The following is an 18740-nucleotide window of genomic DNA, read 5'->3' as shown; positions in this document are numbered from 1 at the left end:
GCGGTGTGCTGGAGACGTTCTTGACTCCATACGGTATGGCGAGGGTTTCGTGGATGCCCTATCGCCCAATTCCCGGCAAACTGTTGAGCTACCGCGTTTCCTGGCCACTGAGCGAAGGGTTGTTTCGCGGGTACACCTCGCAACGGGTCGTTGCTGACCGAGACCTGCTGCGTGAGGAAATCTCTCGGACCTTCGCCCTACACCTGTCTTACGGGCCAGATCTCCTAGATCAGTCAACTCAGTGTGTTGGAGTGATGCGCTACCAAGTGTGCGTGTGGCTTCAGTGTCCCAGCGGAGTGTTGAACAGCCGTCCAATCAAAGGATCCCTTGACTGGACGGAATGGGCATCTCGGCCGGGAGCTGTGGAGGCCAGCGTCTACGGCGTTTCCTGCCTGCGCGTCTTGTCCCAACAACGTGTCTCACATCCGCTATTCTCAACAAAGCAAAAAAGTGCCTTTGATGAGTGCGAGGAGCAGAAGAATGGGTAGCATCGGTTATGCCAGGGTCAGCACCGTGGAGCAGAGCGCCGATTTGCAGCACGCGGCGCTCACTGCTGCGGGGTGTAACCGGATTTTCACCGACCACGGGGTGAGTGGCACGACGGCCAGCCGGCCCGAGCTCGACAAGCTCCTCGACCATCTACGAAAAGGTGATGAGGTCGTCGTATGGAAGCTAGACAGGCTAGGCCGTAACACCCGTAACCTGTTGGTCCTCATCGATGACCTGGAACACCGGGGTGTGCACTTTCGCAGCGTTACCGAAGGCATTAGCACCACCGGACCGATGGGCAGAGCAATGCTCACCGTTATGTCCGCTTTCGCTCAGCTCGAACGTGACCAGCTCGCTGAGCGCACCAGGGCAGGCATGGCCGCGGCCGCGGAACATGGGCGAAAGGCCGGCAGGAGGGAAGTCACCAGTGACCATGCGAAGGTCAAGCGCACCCGGGACCTGAAAGCTCAAGGGCTCGCACCAGCTGACATCGGAAGGATCATCGGGGCCAGCCGCGCCACCGTCTACCGCTACCTAAGCATCGACAGCAGTGAGCCCGTCTAACGAGGGTCATCAATCGGTCTTCTGTGCGGTGCGTGATGAGATTTTGTTCGCTGTTCATAAGGCCGGACGATCCTGATTGCCTGGAGCCGGGACTGTCGATAGCGGGTGCAAGCGCAACAAAAGCTCCTTAATTCCTGACGACGACGGGCAGGACGAAGATACGGGAAGGGAGAACCCGCGGTTTTCTCCCCCTTTGTGCATCCCGTGCTGCTGCAGCGACTATCAGGCGGCGTGCACCAGCAGCCCGCCGACGGCCAGCAAGACAGCACGCCCGTCGGCAACATTCCCTGGCAACACTCGTCGAGCGAAATTTTTCGCCGTTGAAAACGAACACCAGACAGGGGGACTGTAAGAAAAACGGTGTGTGAGGGTCCGGCCTGATCCGGAAGGAGATGGCCGTGAACGACTTCACGACCGATGCAACAGAGGCGATGATCGATCCTGTGACAGGAGAGATCATCGATCAGAAGGACCTCGCCGAATGGCTGCTCGCGCAGGCCAAGGAGCAGGGCGTGAGCCTGGTCGGCCCCGGAGGGTTGCTGAACCAGCTCACGAAGAACGTTCTGGAAACCGCGTTGGAAGCCGAGCTGACCGAGCACCTCGGGCACGAGCACGGTCAGACGCCGATCGCGGAGAACATGCGCAACGGCACAAGATTGAAGACAGTGCTGACCGAGATCGGCCCGGTCGAGATCGAGGTGCCGCGAGACCGCGACGGGTCATTCGAGCCGGTGATCGTGCCCAAGCGGAAACCGCGCCTGGACGGCATCGACCAGATCGTGCTCTCGCTGTCCGCCCGGGGGCTGACGCCCGGGGAGATCGCGGCGCACTTCGAGGAGGTTTACGGGGCCAAGGTCTCCAGGGACACCATCAGTCGGATCACGGAGAAGGTCGCCGGCGAGTTGGCGGAGTGGTCCTCCCGTCCGCTGGATCCGCTCTACCCGGTGCTGTTCGTTGATGCGATCGTGGTCAAGGTTCGTGACGGGCAGGTGCGCAACACCCCGTTCTACGTCGTCATGGGCGTCACCGCGAACGGGGAACGGGAGATCCTGGGCATCTGGGCCGGCGACGGAGGTGAAGGAGCGAGGTTCTGGCTGCAGGTCTTCTCCGAGCTGAAGAACCGTGGCGTCCAGGACGTGCTCATCGCCGTCTGCGACGGGCTCAAGGGTCTACCGGAAGCGATCACGACCACCTGGGAGCGGACGGTCGTTCAGCAGTGCATCGTGCACCTGATCCGCAACAGCTTCCGTTATGCCGGTCGGCAGCACCGCGACGGCATCGTCAAGGCCCTCAAACCCGTCTATACCGCCCCGAGTGAGGCAGCTGCGAAGGGCCGGTTCACGGAGTTCGCCGCGGAGTGGGGTGAACGGTACCCGGCAATCGTGAAGCTCTGGGAGAGCTCCTGGGCAGAATTCGTACCCTTCCTCGAATACGACGTGGAGATCCGCCGGGTCATCTGCACGACGAATGCGATCGAGTCGATCAACGCCCGCTACCGCCGGGCCAGAGCCCGCGGCCACTTCCCGAACGAGGCCGCCGCCCTGAAGTGCCTTTACCTCGTGACCCGATCTCTTGACCCGACCGGCGGCGGCAGAGCACGCTGGGTGATCAGGTGGAAACCTGCCCTCAACGCGTTCGCTTTTCCCCTTCGCCGGACGATTCGAGAAAACCATTCACTGATGAGAACCGTCGGACCCCACACACCGTTTATCGGACAGTCCCGGTCAATGCACCGCCCGTGGTTTTGAGGGTATCGCTGGTGGGTTCGTGGTGGTGGTGTGGGCTCGGTAGAGGTCGTTGAAGCTAGCCCATCGCTGAGGCGGTTCGCGATGTCGTCCGGGTCTTCGGCTGTGAATCGTCGGAGGTTGGAGCCCTTCGTGAGGTACTGGCGAAGGACCCTGTTCGACGCTCCTATTTTTGTCAATTGGGTCTGGGTTTCGGGGCGTTGATGGTTGTTGATTTCATGACGCGGTAGAGATGCTTGGCGAAGTGCTACTTGTGTGTGAGGGGGTTGATGGTCACGAGTAGGATGCCGGTCCAGTGGCAAAGGAAAGCGATGACTGTGCAGCTGTGGAAGATTTCGTGGAATCCAAAGTGTTTGGGCCAGGGGTTGGGGCGTTTGAGGGCGTAGAAGACTGCGCCCAGTGTGTAGGCGAGTCCGCCGGCCAGAACGAGAATCATCGTCGCGGCGTTGGTCTGAAACAGCTCGCCGATGTACATCAGAGCAGCCCAACCCAGGCCGATGTAAAGGGCCACATAGAGCCACCGGGGGGCGCGCAGCCAGAAAACGCGGAACATGATCCCCAGCAGTGCACCCCCCCAGACCACGCTCAGCAAGACAGCGTTCTTGGGCCAAGGCAGCGCGTTGATGGCCAAGGGGGTGTAGGTGCCGGCGATTAGCAGGAAGATGTTGGCGTGGTCTAGGCGGCGGAAAACTGCCTTGGTTTGGGGGCTCCAGGGGATGCGGTGATATGCGGCGGAGATCCCAAACAGCAGCAGCGAAGTGGCGGTGAAGACCGCGGCACTTGTCTTTGCCGCGGTTCCGTCGCCCGCTGTGATGAGAATGATGCCAGCTACGAGGGCAACCGGCACGGTGCTGAGGTGGATCCAGCCCCGCCAGGTCGGTTTGGGGTCCTGAGGTTCGTATGCGGCGGCCTGCACCAACGGAACACGGGGGAGGTCCTGATGCGAAGATGCCCCGCGATCCGGAGCAGGGTGTGGAAAGATTGCGTTGTCCACGAGTGTCTCCTGTTAATTTCGCGCAGTCGCACGCGGTGCGGTAGGCCCGTTGTGAGAGCCGGGATGTTCTCGAGCGCTAGAGGTGTAGTCCGATACGGCGCCCCAGACCCAACCGACATAATCGGATCGCGCGCTCAAACCCACGCGTGACGAGCCATATCCCTCTGTCTTTCACTCTTCAGAAGCCGTTCCGCAGGTCGCCACATAACAATGGCACTAGCCCCCGACCTTCGATACTAGGCGGGACGCACACCTACCCAAATATCGTTGCGCATCTATGCATCCTGCAGCAGAGCCGCTTTCGACATCGGCATAAAGGAACCGCAGCCTCCGATGCCTCTAAGTTGTTGGGCGGTAGGAATGTGGGTTGGGGTTTGCCGGCTCGCTCACATGACGGGAGGATTTGCGCTCAGCGCACCAACGTTCACACACCAACTCATTTCCGGTGCTCGCTGTCTGGCTGATTTGCTCCGGTCTTGATCGATCCGAGGCGCTTATTCCACTGCAAATGTACGACCTTGCGCACAATATTGGGATCGGTTCTCATCGGGCTATGGTGCGGGCGCGAGGATCGATCCTGCATGTCTGCCGCACCCATGGCCGCGTACCGTTCAGCCCACCCTCTTGGCGGTCGGCTATGACACGTGAATGAACATCGCCGTGTGCGCGACTGGTTCCCTTGTCGACAATCGGTCTGCCGATCCGCCGACGTTGAATCGGGGCAAGAGCCGCATTGGCGTGGGACACGAGGACCTCCTGGTCGAGGACGGAACTAGATAGCTCCACACTCGACCGGAGGTCCTCCTCGCGTCCAGAACCTGCTGCGACCGATCACACATCAACCAACGTTTCTAAGCAGTACAGCTAGGGGATGTCGCTTCTCGCCGCGTCTTGCTGCAGGTCGCGTGCGTCGTAATCCGTCAGGAAGCCCTGGCGCTCGAGCGCCTGGACGCTGTTCTTCACAGCCTTCACGTATGAGCCGTGGTTCTTGTACAGGCCGTCTATTATGTTCTGCGGCAGCGGCCTTTCATACCCGGCGATGAAGCAGAACGAGGCCCCGGTTGCCGTGCCGTACCAGGTGCTCGTGGGCGCATCGAGGAAGGGGGAGCGCAGTCCGCCCTGAACGTTGCCGAACTCATCGAGCACTGGTGCTCCGTCGCGCACGAGGATTGGCTCGGCGCGTGGCGGGGCTATGCCGTCGCGCACCCAGAGGTCGAGGTTTCGGAGCGCTGCGTTGAAGAAGATGGAACTCGGGAACCTGCTCCGCGGTCCCTCGTTGCAGGACACGGGTGGAACGGCGCGGTCCGCCGCGATGATGTCCTCTGACGATGCAGAGAAGATCAGCTCGTCGGGTGTCGCGTGTCCGGCTCCGGCCATCTCGTAGTGGCGGTACTGGTCACCGGGGGCGTCGCTGTCGGCCCGGCGGGATCCGATACCCCGGAGGTAGTCGGACTGAGACATCATCCGCATGATGGGGACGCCGACGTCCTTGAACTGGCGGCGCGCGTCGGTGGCAGGTGGAGCGGCTTCGCACTGGTTCATGGGGTAGGCACCAGCGAAAGCGCCTCCGGCGACGGCAACGATATATGCATCATAAATTGGTGCGCCGTCGGCCTTGCCCACGAGCGGATGCACACCGTTGATGTAATTAACGAGGAAACCGCCTGTCTGGGAGTACCCGAAGCCGTATGCGTGCTCGACGCGTGTGGTTGGTGAATCGTAACGAAGCGGATTATCCGCAGCGTCGCTCTTCAGCCAGGCGCCGACCTGCGAATAGATGTCCCAGATGAGGCCGTTCTCGGTGGTCCTTGAGGAGTCCGAGGCGACAGCGGTGCAGTTCCTGGGGTCGGTCAAGGGCAGCGGATTCGCGAAGGACAGGGATGCGTACCGCTCGGGGTCGAAGTTCTTCAGTGCCTGCACGGCGATGGGTTTCGCGGTAATGCCTACCCAGGCATCGCCGTTGGCTACGATCTGCTCCTGTGTCATAGCCCAGCCGATGTTGAGGTCGAAGAGGTTGCTCGGGTTGAGCATTTCGACGATGACGTTTCCGCTGAACTTCTGGTCTTTGGCGGGCTTCCGCACGAGCACACGGGTGGTGTACGGAGCATCGGCGGTCCGGATTTGAGCTGGGCCTGTCGTGGGCCAGGTGTAGACGTTGGACGTGCCGCTGACTAGGTATTCCTCCTCCACGTAGCCGAGCTTCGTCAGATCCTGAGGTACTTCCTGATGATCGGCGGCACCGAACGGATACGTTTCAGCGGTGGATTTCAGCGGCCCCTGAACAGCGGGGATCGGGGTCGTTGTGCCGGAAGAAACGGCAGCAACTGGGCCCGGAACCGGTGAAGTGTCCTTCGCGAGTGCCGGACTGGCGGACAAGCTGGCGCTGATAACGGCGAGAGACAGAGACAACAGGACTGATTTGTGGAAGAGGGTAGTCATGGACACTCCTGATCATGACCGGGCAACATTGCCCGGTCGGCCTCGCAGAGCGCCGGCTTCGGTGCCGTGCGCTCGTGCCCAAGCCGATGTGGGCGAAGGCCGCGAGACTCTCCGACAGTATTTAGGCGTAACAGGCGTGGTCAAGGGTGGCGTGGAGGATCTGGAATAACGTGCAGAAGCTACCCCGATTCGCCGCCAAAGCGTGCATTGGCCCATTTCCCGACATTGGTGTGGCCATAGGCTTGCTGCCACCGAAGGTATCTCTGGGACCAAACGCGGGCCGCGTAACGGGACTGCGGCTTGTACCTACCGCGCTCCTTCGTGATACTGCCGTTTCGCCGACAGCGTGCAGGGGTTCATGTACGCAGGAGCGATATACGGGACTGCGCAGGGCCTGCGTACAGTTCTCAGAATTCCTAATTCCGTGCTTCATAGGAGAGCCATGATCGATGAAACAACTCTTTACAGGGTGGCCGAACTCTACTACATCCAGGGGGCCACCATGGAGGCCGTGGCAGACCGACTGTCGGTGTCGCGGTCCACAGTGTCCCGCATGCTACAGACTGCGCGGGATCGAGGAATTGTAAGGATCAGTCTGTCCACCCCCATGAATACTCGTAGCGAGCTCGCCCAGACGTTATCGGACACTTTCGGCGTCACTGCCCATGTAGCCGGAACGTCCGCTTCCGCTTCCGACGCGAGGCGATTAGAGGCGGCAGCCCGCTACGCTGCGGTGCTGGTCAGTGACCGGTTTGGGAACGGTATGACCCTGGCGGTGGCCTGGGGAATCACTACTTCCGCGGTCGCTTCCTATCTTCAACCCAAACGCACCCAGGACACCACAGTGGTGCAGATGAACGGAGCAGTGAGTGCCCGGGCTCCGCAGATGGGGCACTCACCGGAACTCCTGGCCGAGATGGCCGCAGCGTTCGGCTCCAGCCTAATCCCGTTCCCGACGCCGGCCTTCTTTGATAATGAGCAGACACGTCGACTGATGTGGGCCGAGTCGAGCGTGCGCCGGGTGCTCTCCGTGCGCAACTCGGCCGATCTTGCTCTCTTCAGCGTCGGTGCGTTCCAGGGCTCGACGCGGTCAGAGGTTTACAGCGGAGGTTATCTGACAGAAGACGCATTCAAACAGTTCGCCGCCCACCGTGTTGTTGGAGACGTCTGCACCGTTTTTCTGCGCGAGGACGGCACCTACGCCGACATCGACCTCAATCGACGTGCCAGCGGTCCCACGCCCATGGAGCTACGACAAATCCCAAGCCGTCTATGCGTCGTCGCTGGAGACCAGAAAGTGCCGGGACTGGTGGGTGCCCTGCGCGCAGGCGTTGTTACGGACCTCGTCATCGATGAGATCACGGCGCGCACCCTGATGCGCCGAATAAACCCGCTCACGAAGGACGCATGATCAAGGACCGGATTATTCCTGGGAGCGTCACGACACCTGCCTGTGTACGCGAACACCAGCCGATGTGACGCAGGAGCAGTGGAAGAAGGGCAACCAGATGCTCGGCGCCTTGGACTGGGCAACGTGCCGCGCCACCACCCTCTGACGTGCACGTCTGTGCATCCTCGTTGCGCTTTAGCGCCGCCCGCTTCCACTATTAGCTGGACCAATGGGGGTTGTTGATACGAAGGAGTACCACCACATGAAGCTACGCCTCCCCACTCTTGTTGCAAGTCTCACGATTGCTGCCAGTTCTCTCGTGGGTATGCAGCCCGCCGCCGCAGATACTTTGGACATTGCCCCACCCGGTGCCAATAACTGGTCCTGCAAGCCCAGCACAGAACATCCCTACCCGGTCATCCTTGTACCAGGCACGTTTGAGAGCATGGCCAAGAACTGGGCCACGCTGTCCCCTATCCTCGCCGACGCGGGCTACTGTGTCTTCTCGTTGAACTACGGAACAACGAATGGCGTGCACGCCACCGGTCCGGTGACAGATTCCGCGGCCGAACTCGGCGACTTTGTCGACGCTGTTCTTGCCGCAACCAACGCGAAAAAAGCCGACCTTGTAGGACACAGTCAAGGTGGAATGATGCCCAGGTACTACATGGGCTTCCTGGGAGGCGCCAAAAAGGTGAACCACCTTATCGGCATAGCCCCCTCGAATCACGGCACCAGCAACAACCTAACCTCGCAGTCCTCCGAGACGTCAACCGCTGAGGAACCGACTTCTGAAAACCAGGAGTCCGGTTCGATCTCGCTCTGTCAGGCATGCACCGATCAGGGCGCCGGATCGCCCTTCATGCAGGAGCTCAATTCAATCGGCGACATCGTCACAGGTCCTTCCTACACAGTGATCTCCACCAAGTACGACGAAATCGTCACCCCCTACCAGAGCCAGTACCTTGCAGGCCCAGCTCGACAAGTCACCAACGTCACCATTCAGGACAAATGCCCGCTTGATTTGTTTGAGCACGACCAACTCCCGAATGATCCGGCTGTGCAGCAACTGGTACTGCACGCACTTGATCAAATTGGTGCTCCTGCCAATCCCCTGTACCAGCCACGCTGCCTGTAGGTCCGACCTTGTATTGGTCGGCGAAGGGCTCTCCCTTTCGCTGCTGGGTTGGACCGCCGCGGACTCCGCTGCGGAGATCATGCTCGCCGAGAAGGTCCTCGTCGACGCTCACCGGGTGCAGGTCAAGAGCCTGACCGCGTAGCGGCGCCCGCCGTTCCGGGTCGAGCCGCTGCTCCACGCAGCGGTGCAGTGCCAACGGCAGTGGTTGCCGGGGGGAACCAACGGGTGCCGTCGAGGCGGCGGCACCCGTCGATAAATGAATAGTTAGAGGAGTCAAGATGTCTCTCGAAGTATTTGTTGCCGAAACTTTCGGCACCATGCTGTTGTTGTTGCTCGGTACAGGCGTGGTCGCGAATGTCGCACTCGCCAGGACCAAGGGCAATAACGGCGGCTTTCTCATGGTCAACTTCGGGTGGGGCCTCGCCGTCTTCGCCGGCGTCTACGTCGCAGCCCTCTCCGGCGCCCACCTGAACTTCGCGGTCACGGTCGGCCTGCTGGTCAACGGTGACGCGGCTGAATACGCGCCCGGTGTCGACAAGACCTTCGCGACCACGCTGGCATACCTCGCAGCGCAGATGCTCGGCTCGATCCTCGGTGCCGTCCTCTGCTGGCTCGCCTACAAGCAGCACTTCGACGAGGAGCCGGATCCCGCCAATAAGCTCGGCGTCTTCTCCACCGGGCCCGCCATCCGTTCGTACGGCTGGAATTTGGTGACCGAAATCATCGGCACCTTCGTGCTCGTGTTCGTCATCCTGTCGTTCGGCAACACGCCGTCCGGCCTGGGCCCCCTCGCCGTCGCACTGCTCGTCGTCGGCATCGGTGCCTCCCTCGGCGGCCCGACGGGCTACGCCATCAACCCGAACCGCGACCTCGGGCCCCGTATCGCCCACGCACTCCTGCCCATCCGGGGCAAGGGCGGCAGTGACTGGGGCTACGCCTGGGTCCCGATCGTCGGACCGATCGTCGGCGGTGTCCTCGCCGGCATCGTCATCCAGTTCATCTCTTTCCCCGCTCCTCCCGTCTAGGGGCCGCCTAGGGGCCGCCTAGGGGCCGCTTCGCGGCCGCGTGCAGCCGCACTCATCGACACATCCAATGAAGGAGTTAGACATGTCGCAGCAGTACGTCATCGCCATCGACCAGGGCACCACCTCCAGCAGGGCCATCGTGTTCGACCACAAGGGTGACATCGTGTCCTCCGGCCAGAAGGAGCACGAGCAGATCTTCCCGCAGGCCGGCTGGGTGGAGCACGATCCCGCCGAGATCTGGGACAACACGCGTGAGGTCATCGGCACCGCGTTGTCCCGGGCGAACCTCACCCGCCACGACATCGCGGCGGTCGGCATCACCAACCAGCGGGAGACAGCCGTCGTCTGGGACAGGACCACCGGCAAGGCCGTCTACAACGCGATCGTCTGGCAGGACACGCGGACGCAGAACATCGTGGACGAGCTGGCACGGGACGGCGGCGTCGAACGCTACAAGGCCAAAGTGGGCCTGCCGCTGGCCACCTACTTCTCCGGCACGAAGATCAAGTGGATCCTCGACAACGTCGACGGGGCACGCGAGAAGGCGGAGGCCGGCGATCTCCTGTTCGGCAACACCGACTCCTGGGTGACCTGGAACCTCACGGGCGGCACCGACGGCGGCGTGCACATCACCGACGTCACCAACGCCTCGCGCACGCTGTTCATGGATCTCGAGACCCTGTCCTGGGACGAGTCGATCCTCGCCGACTTCGGCGTGCCGGTGTCGATGATGCCCGAGATCCGCTCCTCCTCCGAGGTCTACGGCACGGTGCACACCTCGCAGCTGCTGCGCGAGACGCCGGTGGCCGGCATCCTCGGGGATCAGCAGGCGGCGACCTTCGGCCAGGCTGCCTTCGACAAGGGAGGTGCGAAGAACACGTACGGCACCGGCAACTTCATGATCGTGAACACCGGCGAGGAGATCGTCCACTCCAAGAACGGCCTGCTCACGACGGTCTGCTACCGGCTCGGGGACGCGAAGCCGGTCTACGCGCTCGAGGGTTCGATCGCCGTCACCGGTTCACTCGTGCAGTGGCTCCGGGACAATCTCGGCATGATCAAGAGCGCCCCCGAGGTGGAGCAGCTCGCCACGACGGTCGAGGACAATGGCGGCGTGTACATCGTGCCGGCGTTCTCGGGTTTGTTCGCGCCGTACTGGCGGGCGGACGCACGCGGAGCGATCGTCGGCATGACCCGGTTCGTGAACAAGGGCCACATCGCCCGTGCGGCCCTGGAGGCCACGGCCTTCCAGACGCGCGAGGTGCTGGACGCGGCGAACGCCGATTCCGGGGTGAACATGGAGGACCTTCGGGTCGACGGTGGCATGGTCGCCAACGACGCCCTGATGCAGTTCCAGGCCGACATCCTCGGAATCCCCGTGATCCGGCCGAAGGTCACGGAGACCACAGCACTTGGCGCTGCCTACGCTGCGGGCCTCGCCGTCGGGTTCTGGAAGGACACCGACGAGCTCGCTACCAACTGGGCCGAGGACAAGCGCTGGACCCCCTCGATGGACGGAGTCGAGCGTGACCGCCAGCTGCGCCTGTGGAAGAAGGCCGTCACGAAGACCTTCGACTGGGTCGACGAGGACGTGAGCTGATCGGCACAGCCACACAGCAGCCGCATACCGGGACATCCCCGGTCCGCCCTACGGCGGACCGGGGATGTCCCGGTATGCGGCTACACCCTGGTTCCTGCATCCCGGCATTCGGCACCGGACGGCGCGCACTGCTAAGGCGGAGCGGGACCAGGTGCAGCACTTCATCGACACCATCCTCGAACCCAACCTCATCCCGCGGATCGTCGGAAAAAGTCGGACCAGTCCGCGACACGCTTCGCCGCGAAAGCCACAGAGTCCGGGACGACAGCTGAGCTACAACTCTGCAAGGGCGGGTTCCATGTCTTCGCCGGAGCGACATTCACCCCCAAAGCCCTACGGTCGATCAAGAAGGTCGCATCCATCATCAACCAAGGTGCACACAAACTGACAGACCTACATCCTGGTCAGGCGTGTGAGAGCAGACTTCGATCCTTCCTCGAAGTCGTCTTCATGCGCCTCCGGCCGCACATCGACGAAGTCCAGGCCCCGGAGCGGACTCCCGGACCCATCGTCAGGGAGGGGGTGGCCGGTTTGGAAGGACAGTCTCACCGCTTTCATACAAAGGCATCGATACCGGTACCGGTGATACTCCGGTTTGACGACCCGCGCTCACAACCGTCATCGCACCCAGAGGCGATAACCCGGAACGGATTACGAAGTTGAGAAAGTGGTGTCGATTGAATCCTCACGGTGAAGAACAAGGCCGAGCGCAGGACCAATTACTTGGCCTGAAGGTCCAGGCGTATAGCGCTGTCGTACCCCCGATTGGTTCACCCAATGAGAGATTGGTGATGAACCGGGCCAAGGATTTGCAGGCGATGGCCGACAACGGGGGCATCCTTAATGTCTTCCGGATGATGCTTCGCAATCCTCAGGTAGCCGACCCAGTAATCCGGTTAGGTGCCGCCCAGTTCCAATCCAGCTCTCTGCAGCCCATCGAGCGGGAAATGACCGCTCTTGCCGCTGGCGCCCTGTTCGAAGCACCTTTCGAAACCGCGCAGCATGATCCCCTCTCCAGGGCGCTCGGAATCACCGAGCAGCAGCGGCAAGCGATCACCAGCCAAGACTGGGTCGCGCGCTGCTTCTCTGCCAAACAGCGAGTCCTGTTGAGATTCGTTGCAGCCGTCGCTGTGCATCCGAAGATCCCTCACTCCATGCTCAGTGACGTCCGTGTCCACTTCACCGACGAGCAAGTCGTCGACGTCATCGTGCAGACCGGCTACTACTTCCTTATCGCACGGACGATAACCGTGCTCGACGTTCCGATTGACGCTCCTAGCAACGCCCGAGTGTTCAATGCCTTCCATCGCCCAAATTCGTGAAACGCTGCCCGTTAACAGCTCCAGGTACGAAGACTCAGAACGCGATGATGGTGGTGCGTCAGCCCCATTGCGTTGAGACTAAACTGCTAACCGACAGTTACATGATTAACCAAGGACCATGAATATCTCGTTGTCGACAACTCTTGGAGTCAGGCCGGTGCGACGGCGTCCCACAACTCGCGCCCAGCTCATCGACGCTGCGGCAGCACTATTCAGGGAGCAAGGCATCACTAATGTCAGTGTGGAAGCAATCTGCACTCGAACAGGATTCACCAGGGGTGCCTTCTACTCAAGCTTCAAGACAGTGGATGAGCTCTTTTTCGCCTGCCCTTCATGGCTCTAGTCGACGCCCAGTGCTTGTGTGCTTTGGGACAGGCGCTACATTGAGTCCATCGACGTGTAGCTCAACAGCGAGAGCGCTGGGCTCTGGACCCGGAGGGAGCAGGGGCAGCACCTGCCGCGTCGGCGAAACGGCCGCATTCATGCGTCGGAGAGGGATCGATGGTGCTCGGGTACGCATGGAAGCAGTTCCGTAAGGCGCAAACTACGGCTGGAATGGCTTCCGACGCCGATGAGCGAGCCCGCACGAAGAAGCGTGCCATGGCATAAATGCGGGTCGTAACCGGTATGGCGACGGAAAGGGTCAGGGTAGGGTCTCCGACGCCGGTGCAAGGCTTCCCGGCGTGGCTGACGCCGGAAATCGTCCGCGGAGGTTTCGCTACTGGGGCCGCCGTAGCAGCGGGGCCCCTGGAATCAGGCGAGCTCGTGCTGGCCGAGCATCTGGGGATAGAGGCAAACCGCGCCGAGTTGTTCGCGTAATTCCTGTCCGAGGCAGGGCTTCGGAAGCTGGACGCATGGTTGACATCGGGCTTGGACTGCTGCACTTGTCTTAGAAAGTTTCAGGTTTCTGAGACGGCAAGTTCTCGGAGCGCTTACTTCCTGTAAGGCGTTTGAAAGACGCTTAGACGATCACTGCCGGCGACCTGTTCAGTAGGAGGTAATGACCAGGGTGGTGGTGTATCCGCCGATGAAACCGATCTCGTTGTCCACCAAGAGAATCTTCCGGTGGGTCAGACCCGTCGCTGCGATAGGTCCGAACTGCAGGGAGGGTCCCAGGGCCGGGAACCGGAACACGTGGACGTCGGGATGGAAGGTGTAGAAGGACGAAGGCACAACAAGGTTCCCGAAGTGGTCGTAGATGACATACACGTCGACCCCCCGGGCGGCTGCATCGTTGAGGGCGTCACGGAATTCATGGCCGACCTCGTCGTCTTTCCATAGGTAGGTTTCGAGGAAGATCCGGTGCTCGGCATGCCTGATTGCATCAAGCATGTCCTTGAAAAGATCCTCTCCATAGGTGTAGGTCGTCGTGGCTGTATCTGCCACCTCCGTCCGGAACGTCCCAGGGCGGGGGAACCCCGACCGTTTCACACGACTCTTCCTCGTGAGAAGGTCAACCGTGACCAGTGCCGCGATGACGGCCCCCTGCACGGCGAGCCCACTCACGATGGACGTCACCGCCAGACGCCGAAGCGAAGAAACATCAAATCTCGTACCGGTGTGGATCATGGACCGAGCCTAGCTGCGCTGAACCGTCGCATCTCATGACTTATACCGCAGAGCGCGTGACTGACCGTACTGAGCGCGGGGCTGATGGTTGACGAACCTGTCCGGTGCCGGCCGCTGCAGCAGTTCGGTTTGGGTCTGTGGTGGTTCGGATGATGATTCATTGGCCGTTGAAGAGCTTGTCGCGTTCGGCGTCGCTGAGTTTGCCGAACCCACAGTCATCCATTGCCTGCTTGTATGTCTGCTCAGGATCAGAACCGGCGTCGATGGACGCGCTGATGGTGTGTTGCCCGTCGCTCATGCACGCCTCAAACTCCTCCGCTGATACACCGCCATTGCAGGCGCTTGCACTGAGAAGGACGATGCCGGCCACGATGAGCCGTGAGGCGCTAGATAGGCTCATACCGGAAGCATAGATGCGCGCCCGACAAGGAATCACCTGCGTCGTGACCTGTGCGAAAAAGTTTCCCGCACCCCGTCCATCAGCTACGGAGTAAGCCGGCGAGGAGCCCGGCAACCCGGGTAACTCGCTGGTGTGGAGGGTTTAGTGTGCGTGGTCTCCGCGGCTGTATTCGAACACCCAGCCGACCAAGGCTATGACGGCCAAACCCATACCGATGTACAGGATCCAGAAGCCGATGGCGAGGCCGAGGAACCCGGTTGCGGCCGCCAGGCCAAGGACGAGCGGCCACCAGCTCCAGGGGCTGAAGTGTCCCTGCTCGCCGGAACCCTCATGAATCTCGGCGTCGAGTCGGTCCTCGGGGCGGTCGCCGACTCGCTTACCGGTGAAGCCGAGGTAAAAGCCGACCATCGCGGTCACACCACCTGTGAGGTAGAGCGCGAGGAACCCGACGGGTTCGGTCCATTCGACGAGGAACCCGTAAATAGTGCCGACCAGAAAGAAGAAGGGTGTCAGGTAGACGAAGAGATTCGTTTCGAGCTTCATGCTTCCGCGTCCTTTTCGGTCTGTCACGCCAGCGATGCTGCCGGCGCGCTGTCATTGGGAGAAATGCGTCGTGGTGCTGATCAGGATACGCATGACCTGGTCCAGGTCGTCCACTTCCCGCATTTGAAGCTTCAGGCGTTTGGTCATCGTGCCCGAGTGTCGGGAGTGTGTCGTCACGTAGTTCAACACAACTCGGTCAAGGGGAGGGTCAGCGCGGGCTCAGCGGACGACGATGACATTTCCCGAGGCGTGGTGCAGGACGGCGTGAACTGTTGATCCGAGGCGGGCACCGAGGGTGTTGTTCCCTTTGGCTCCGAGGACGACGCATGATGCCGTGCGAGCGTGTTCGATGATGGCACCGGGAACGGAGGAAGCTGCCAGTGTGTCCTCGACCACGACGACGTCCGTTTGAGGTGGCAGCAGATTCAGGGACTGCTGAATGATGGGGTCACGCTCAACATCGGCGGAGCCAACGATCGTGTGCCGGCGCCGAGGTTGTACATGCAGAAGGTGAACCGAGCAGTCCAAGGTCTTTGCTAGGTCCGCGGCGACGATGACTGCGCGGTCGCTCTCGGGAGATCCGTCCACGGCGACCAGGACGTTCTCGTGAGCGGGTTGGTCCTCTCGCACTACCATGATGGGGCAGGACGCGCTGGCTGCGAGGTGCAGGCTGACAGATCCTACGAGCAAGCCGGAGAAACCTCCCAGGCCGCGGGTGCCGGTGACGAGCAGGGATGCTTCGGCGGAAAGTCTGGTCAGTATTTCGGCGGGGAAGCCGGCGACAAGGCGTTTGTGGACTTCGAGGCCAGGCTCTGCCTGAGCAGCAACATCGAAACCTTCGGCAGCTGTCTTCTCTGCATCGTTTTGCAGTCCGCTGTCTTTGACGCCGGCTACGGGGCCCAGGTCTTGCGTGAAGAGTGGCCACACCCAGCAGTGAACGACGATGAGAGGAAGCTTTGCTGCCGATGCATGTCGGGCTGCCCACAGCACGGCCCGCCGGCCTCCGTCGGAACCGTCGTATCCCACGATGACCGGTTTCGATTGAGTGCTGATGGTGTCCATGCTGATGCTCCTACCTCGGGTAGCTGCAGTGCCTATAGAATTTCGACTCCCTCATCAGATGATAACCAAGTCCTCCGGCGTGCTTCCTTCTTCTCCAGCACACGCTTCTTCTCCAGCACAAGTGGCAGGTGTGAAAGCTACTGGGAGGACCACCGGGGGCGCGACCACACGATGACAGGACGTCACAGCCCTCCGGGTTCCTCTGCGCCAGTCACCTGCAAGCACCGGGTGCGAGGCGACCGATTGCATATTGGATGGTCGCGAGATTTGGCTCAGGGTGCGGTGGCTGCGAGTACAAAGATCCGACAGGGCCTACATACTGGTAGGACGTTCATGTTCCTGGGTGTAAGGAGTGGTTATGTCCACCGGTGACGATTTTTGGGAGATGCCAGGAGTGGGGCGTTCCCATGAGCCCCTCGAGCCTGAGCAGTGCTGGGCTTTGCTGGGTACCGGGCTGACCGGTCGGGTTGGTTTTGTCAGGGATGGACGCGTGTTCATCTTCCCGGTGAACTACCTCGTCCACGACCAGGCGATTTTCTTTCGCACCTCGGCATCCGGTGATCTGGGCCGCTCCCCGTTGGATCGGGTGGCGTTCCAAGTCGATCACGTTGCCCCCGAGCGGATGTCGGGGTGGTCCGTCCTCGTCCAGGGATCCACGGCGGCCGTGCAGGACGAGGCCCTGTCGGCCTCAGTATGGGGACGGATGACTAATGAACCGTGGGCAGGCGGGGAGCGTCGTCATCTTGTGCAGGTAGTATCCGCCTCGATTTCCGGCCGCCGCGTCGGCACCAGCTGAAACGACGGACGACGGCACACGACGACGGCAAGCAACGACGACGACGCTGTGTTGCACGCTTGGAACCGCAAACAGGTGTCCCCTCCCATGATCGCCCCGAAGGTAAGCATCATTTCCGGGTGAGATGCGCAGCCGCTGGAGCGAAGTGCCTGACGTACAAGCGGGTTTTCTACACGCTGTAGAAATCGGTCTATGATGGGTGCATCAAACCGTTATGTGTGAAGGGGTTGGCTGATGCTTTCTGATACGTCCCGTCCTGTGGTCGAAGCGACTCTGCCGGTGGTGGGGGAACATATCGGTGTCATCGCGGAGCGTTTCTACGCGCACATGTTCCAGGACAGGCCGGAGCTGCTGGATGGGTTGTTCAATCGGGGGAATCAGGCCGATGGCAGGCAGCAGCAGGCTCTGGCGGGTTCCGTTGCTGCGTTCGCCGGTTATCTGGTGAACAGGCCTGATGAGCTGCCTGATCATCTGCTGTCCCGGATCTCCCACAAGCACGTGTCGCTGGGGTTGCGCTCGGATCAGTACGAGATCGTTCATGAGCATCTGATGTGGGCGATTGTGGACGTGCTGGGGGATGCGGTCACACCGGAGGTCGCTGCGGCGTGGGATGAGGTGTACTGGTTGATGGCCAACGTCCTGATCAATCAGGAGCGTTCGATGTATGCGGCTGTGGGCCTTGCCCCGGAGACGATCTGGCGTTCCTGGCGGGTCGTCGAGAAGATCCGGGAAACCGAGGACGTCGTGACGTTCGTGGTGGAACGCACCGATGAGCGTGAGGTGAAGCCGTCCCTGCCCGGCCAGTACGTGACGCTGAAAGCATTGATGCCCGATGGTGTGCACCAGCCCCGCCAGTACAGCCTGACCCGGGCCGACGATGGCCGGCACCGGCAGTTCTCCGTCAAACGCATCCACGGCCTGACGACACCCGATGGTGAAGTGTCCAACCTTCTGCACTCGAGCGTGAACGTCGGCGACGAGGTCGTTTTGTCGGTACCGTTCGGGGACGTCGTGCTCAAGCCCGGAGACCGGCCGATCGTTTTCGCCAGCGCCGGTATCGGCATCACCCCCATGGCAGGGATGATCTCCCACCTCGTGCAATCCGGCTCCCAGCGAAAGGTAACCCTGCTGCACGCCGACGACTCCGCAGGCTCTTTCGCCCTGCAGGACCAGGTACGCGCCGACCTGGCACAACTCCCGAATGCGTCCCTTGTCACGTGGTTCCTGGAGCCCCCCACCGACGGACAGCAGGCAGGCGACACATTCACGGGTTTCATGGACCTCAGTGACGTGCAGCTTCCTGCCGGTGCGGAGTACTACCTGTGCGGGCCGCTGCCGTTCATGCAAGCTGTCCGCAGTTCCCTCATCAGCCGAGGAATCCCGGCACAGGACATCCAGTACGAAGTCTTCGGGCCTGACCTCTGGCTCGCCGACTTCCAATAGCAACCGCCGCTACCCAACGAATCACCGCCAACAACCGAACCGCACTAACAATCACCGTAAGGATCAGCCGTGGGTCACAGAGTGATCACGGAGTGGGCCAAGAAACCCTAACCCATGCCTGACCAGCGGTTTTAGAGGAGGCACCATGGCCACGCTTGAGGTGGTACTCGAAAGAGTTCTTGAGGAAGCAATGGTTGCGGATAAGGGACGCGCCGCCGTGA

At 61.4% G+C, this 18740-nt stretch carries 16 protein-coding genes, 1 tRNA gene and 1 pseudogene; 12 read left to right on the top strand and 6 right to left on the bottom strand.

Going from position 1 to position 18740, the window contains the following annotated elements:
- Positions 1-480 precede the first annotated feature (480 nt).
- A complete protein-coding gene (locus ACX80U_RS11690) occupies positions 481-1053 on the top strand; it encodes a recombinase family protein (RefSeq protein WP_459268539.1) in 573 nt (190 codons plus the stop codon).
- Between the two features lie 431 nt (positions 1054-1484).
- Positions 1485-2693: pseudogene (locus ACX80U_RS11685) on the top strand (IS256 family transposase); the annotation flags it as partial.
- 352 nt (positions 2694-3045) lie between these two features.
- Here the strand turns inward: ACX80U_RS11685 and trhA are convergent.
- The gene (trhA, locus tag ACX80U_RS11680; protein WP_459268538.1) at positions 3046-3792 is read right to left on the bottom strand and encodes a PAQR family membrane homeostasis protein TrhA; all 747 of its coding nucleotides are present in this window, start codon (positions 3790-3792) and stop codon (positions 3046-3048) included.
- Between the two features lie 864 nt (positions 3793-4656).
- Positions 4657-6231, bottom strand: a complete 1575-nt coding sequence (locus tag ACX80U_RS11675) for an alpha/beta hydrolase domain-containing protein (protein WP_459268537.1) — start codon at positions 6229-6231, stop codon at positions 4657-4659.
- A gap of 442 nt (positions 6232-6673) precedes the next feature.
- Between ACX80U_RS11675 and ACX80U_RS11670 the strand changes: the two genes are divergently transcribed.
- The 8 genes from ACX80U_RS11670 to ACX80U_RS11635 all read left to right on the top strand — a co-directional run bounded on the left by ACX80U_RS11670 (position 6674) and on the right by ACX80U_RS11635 (position 13172).
- Positions 6674-7642 (top strand): sugar-binding transcriptional regulator, encoded by a 969-nt coding sequence (locus ACX80U_RS11670; RefSeq protein WP_459268536.1) that lies wholly within the window; start codon positions 6674-6676, stop codon positions 7640-7642.
- A gap of 241 nt (positions 7643-7883) precedes the next feature.
- Entirely contained in the window at positions 7884-8759 is an 876-nt protein-coding gene (locus ACX80U_RS11665) for a lipase family alpha/beta hydrolase (protein WP_459268535.1), read from the top strand.
- A gap of 13 nt (positions 8760-8772) precedes the next feature.
- The gene (locus ACX80U_RS11660; protein WP_459268534.1) at positions 8773-8901 is read left to right on the top strand and encodes a hypothetical protein; all 129 of its coding nucleotides are present in this window, start codon (positions 8773-8775) and stop codon (positions 8899-8901) included.
- A gap of 136 nt (positions 8902-9037) precedes the next feature.
- Complete coding sequence (locus tag ACX80U_RS11655; protein WP_459268533.1) at positions 9038-9784, top strand: MIP/aquaporin family protein; 747 nt, start codon at positions 9038-9040, stop codon at positions 9782-9784.
- An 82-nt stretch (positions 9785-9866) separates the two neighbouring features.
- Positions 9867-11384 carry a glycerol kinase GlpK gene (glpK, locus tag ACX80U_RS11650; protein WP_459268532.1) on the top strand — a complete coding sequence of 506 codons (1518 nt, stop codon included), beginning with the start codon at positions 9867-9869 and terminating at the stop codon, positions 11382-11384.
- A gap of 791 nt (positions 11385-12175) precedes the next feature.
- Entirely contained in the window at positions 12176-12706 is a 531-nt protein-coding gene (locus ACX80U_RS11645; RefSeq protein WP_459268531.1) for a carboxymuconolactone decarboxylase family protein, read from the top strand.
- 118 nt (positions 12707-12824) lie between these two features.
- Positions 12825-13049, top strand: a complete 225-nt coding sequence (locus ACX80U_RS11640; protein ID WP_459268530.1) for a TetR/AcrR family transcriptional regulator — start codon at positions 12825-12827, stop codon at positions 13047-13049.
- Positions 13050-13099: 50 nt separating this feature from the next.
- A tRNA-Gln gene (locus tag ACX80U_RS11635) sits at positions 13100-13172 on the top strand.
- A 521-nt stretch (positions 13173-13693) separates the two neighbouring features.
- Here ACX80U_RS11635 and ACX80U_RS11630 read toward each other — a convergent pair.
- From ACX80U_RS11630 to ACX80U_RS11615, 4 genes are all read right to left on the bottom strand, one after another.
- Complete coding sequence (locus tag ACX80U_RS11630; protein WP_459268529.1) at positions 13694-14275, bottom strand: phospholipase D-like domain-containing protein; 582 nt, start codon at positions 14273-14275, stop codon at positions 13694-13696.
- A 157-nt stretch (positions 14276-14432) separates the two neighbouring features.
- On the bottom strand, positions 14433-14675 hold the full coding sequence (locus ACX80U_RS11625; protein WP_459268528.1) for a hypothetical protein: 243 nt from the start codon (positions 14673-14675) through the stop codon (positions 14433-14435).
- Between the two features lie 141 nt (positions 14676-14816).
- Complete coding sequence (locus tag ACX80U_RS11620) at positions 14817-15218, bottom strand: cytochrome c oxidase subunit 4 (RefSeq protein ID WP_459268527.1); 402 nt, start codon at positions 15216-15218, stop codon at positions 14817-14819.
- 219 nt (positions 15219-15437) lie between these two features.
- On the bottom strand, positions 15438-16280 hold the full coding sequence (locus ACX80U_RS11615; RefSeq protein WP_459268526.1) for a universal stress protein: 843 nt from the start codon (positions 16278-16280) through the stop codon (positions 15438-15440).
- A 358-nt stretch (positions 16281-16638) separates the two neighbouring features.
- Here ACX80U_RS11615 and ACX80U_RS11610 point away from each other — a divergent pair, with 358 nt between their 5' ends.
- Together ACX80U_RS11610 and ACX80U_RS11605 are read left to right on the top strand one after the other, a co-directional pair.
- Positions 16639-17076 carry a pyridoxamine 5'-phosphate oxidase family protein gene (locus ACX80U_RS11610; RefSeq protein WP_459268525.1) on the top strand — a complete coding sequence of 146 codons (438 nt, stop codon included), beginning with the start codon at positions 16639-16641 and terminating at the stop codon, positions 17074-17076.
- Positions 17077-17310: 234 nt separating this feature from the next.
- Entirely contained in the window at positions 17311-18519 is a 1209-nt protein-coding gene (locus tag ACX80U_RS11605; protein ID WP_459268524.1) for a globin domain-containing protein, read from the top strand.
- Positions 18520-18740: the final 221 nt, after the last annotated feature.

This window comes from Arthrobacter sp. TmT3-37, assembly GCF_054510835.1.
Note: the sequence above shows the minus strand (reverse complement) of the source record. Positions and strands in the feature narration are given on the sequence as shown.

Bases quoted from the DNA above. Each gene is read 5' to 3' on its own strand.
- ACX80U_RS11675 (WP_459268537.1), bottom strand. From the start codon at position 6,231: ATGACTACCCTCTTCCACAAATCAGTCCTGTTGTCTCTGTCTCTCGCC.
- ACX80U_RS11690 (WP_459268539.1), top strand. From the start codon at position 481: ATGGGTAGCATCGGTTATGCCAGGGTCAGCACCGTGGAGCAGAGCGCC.
- ACX80U_RS11630 (WP_459268529.1), bottom strand. From the start codon at position 14,275: ATGATCCACACCGGTACGAGATTTGATGTTTCTTCGCTTCGGCGTCTG.
- ACX80U_RS11640 (WP_459268530.1), top strand. From the start codon at position 12,825: ATGAATATCTCGTTGTCGACAACTCTTGGAGTCAGGCCGGTGCGACGG.
- ACX80U_RS11645 (WP_459268531.1), top strand. From the start codon at position 12,176: ATGAACCGGGCCAAGGATTTGCAGGCGATGGCCGACAACGGGGGCATC.
- ACX80U_RS11670 (WP_459268536.1), top strand. From the start codon at position 6,674: ATGATCGATGAAACAACTCTTTACAGGGTGGCCGAACTCTACTACATC.
- ACX80U_RS11655 (WP_459268533.1), top strand. From the start codon at position 9,038: ATGTCTCTCGAAGTATTTGTTGCCGAAACTTTCGGCACCATGCTGTTG.
- ACX80U_RS11610 (WP_459268525.1), top strand. From the start codon at position 16,639: ATGTCCACCGGTGACGATTTTTGGGAGATGCCAGGAGTGGGGCGTTCC.
- ACX80U_RS11620 (WP_459268527.1), bottom strand. From the start codon at position 15,218: ATGAAGCTCGAAACGAATCTCTTCGTCTACCTGACACCCTTCTTCTTT.
- ACX80U_RS11665 (WP_459268535.1), top strand. From the start codon at position 7,884: ATGAAGCTACGCCTCCCCACTCTTGTTGCAAGTCTCACGATTGCTGCC.
- glpK (WP_459268532.1), top strand. From the start codon at position 9,867: ATGTCGCAGCAGTACGTCATCGCCATCGACCAGGGCACCACCTCCAGC.
- ACX80U_RS11625 (WP_459268528.1), bottom strand. From the start codon at position 14,675: ATGAGCCTATCTAGCGCCTCACGGCTCATCGTGGCCGGCATCGTCCTT.
- ACX80U_RS11605 (WP_459268524.1), top strand. From the start codon at position 17,311: ATGCTTTCTGATACGTCCCGTCCTGTGGTCGAAGCGACTCTGCCGGTG.
- ACX80U_RS11615 (WP_459268526.1), bottom strand. From the start codon at position 16,280: ATGGACACCATCAGCACTCAATCGAAACCGGTCATCGTGGGATACGAC.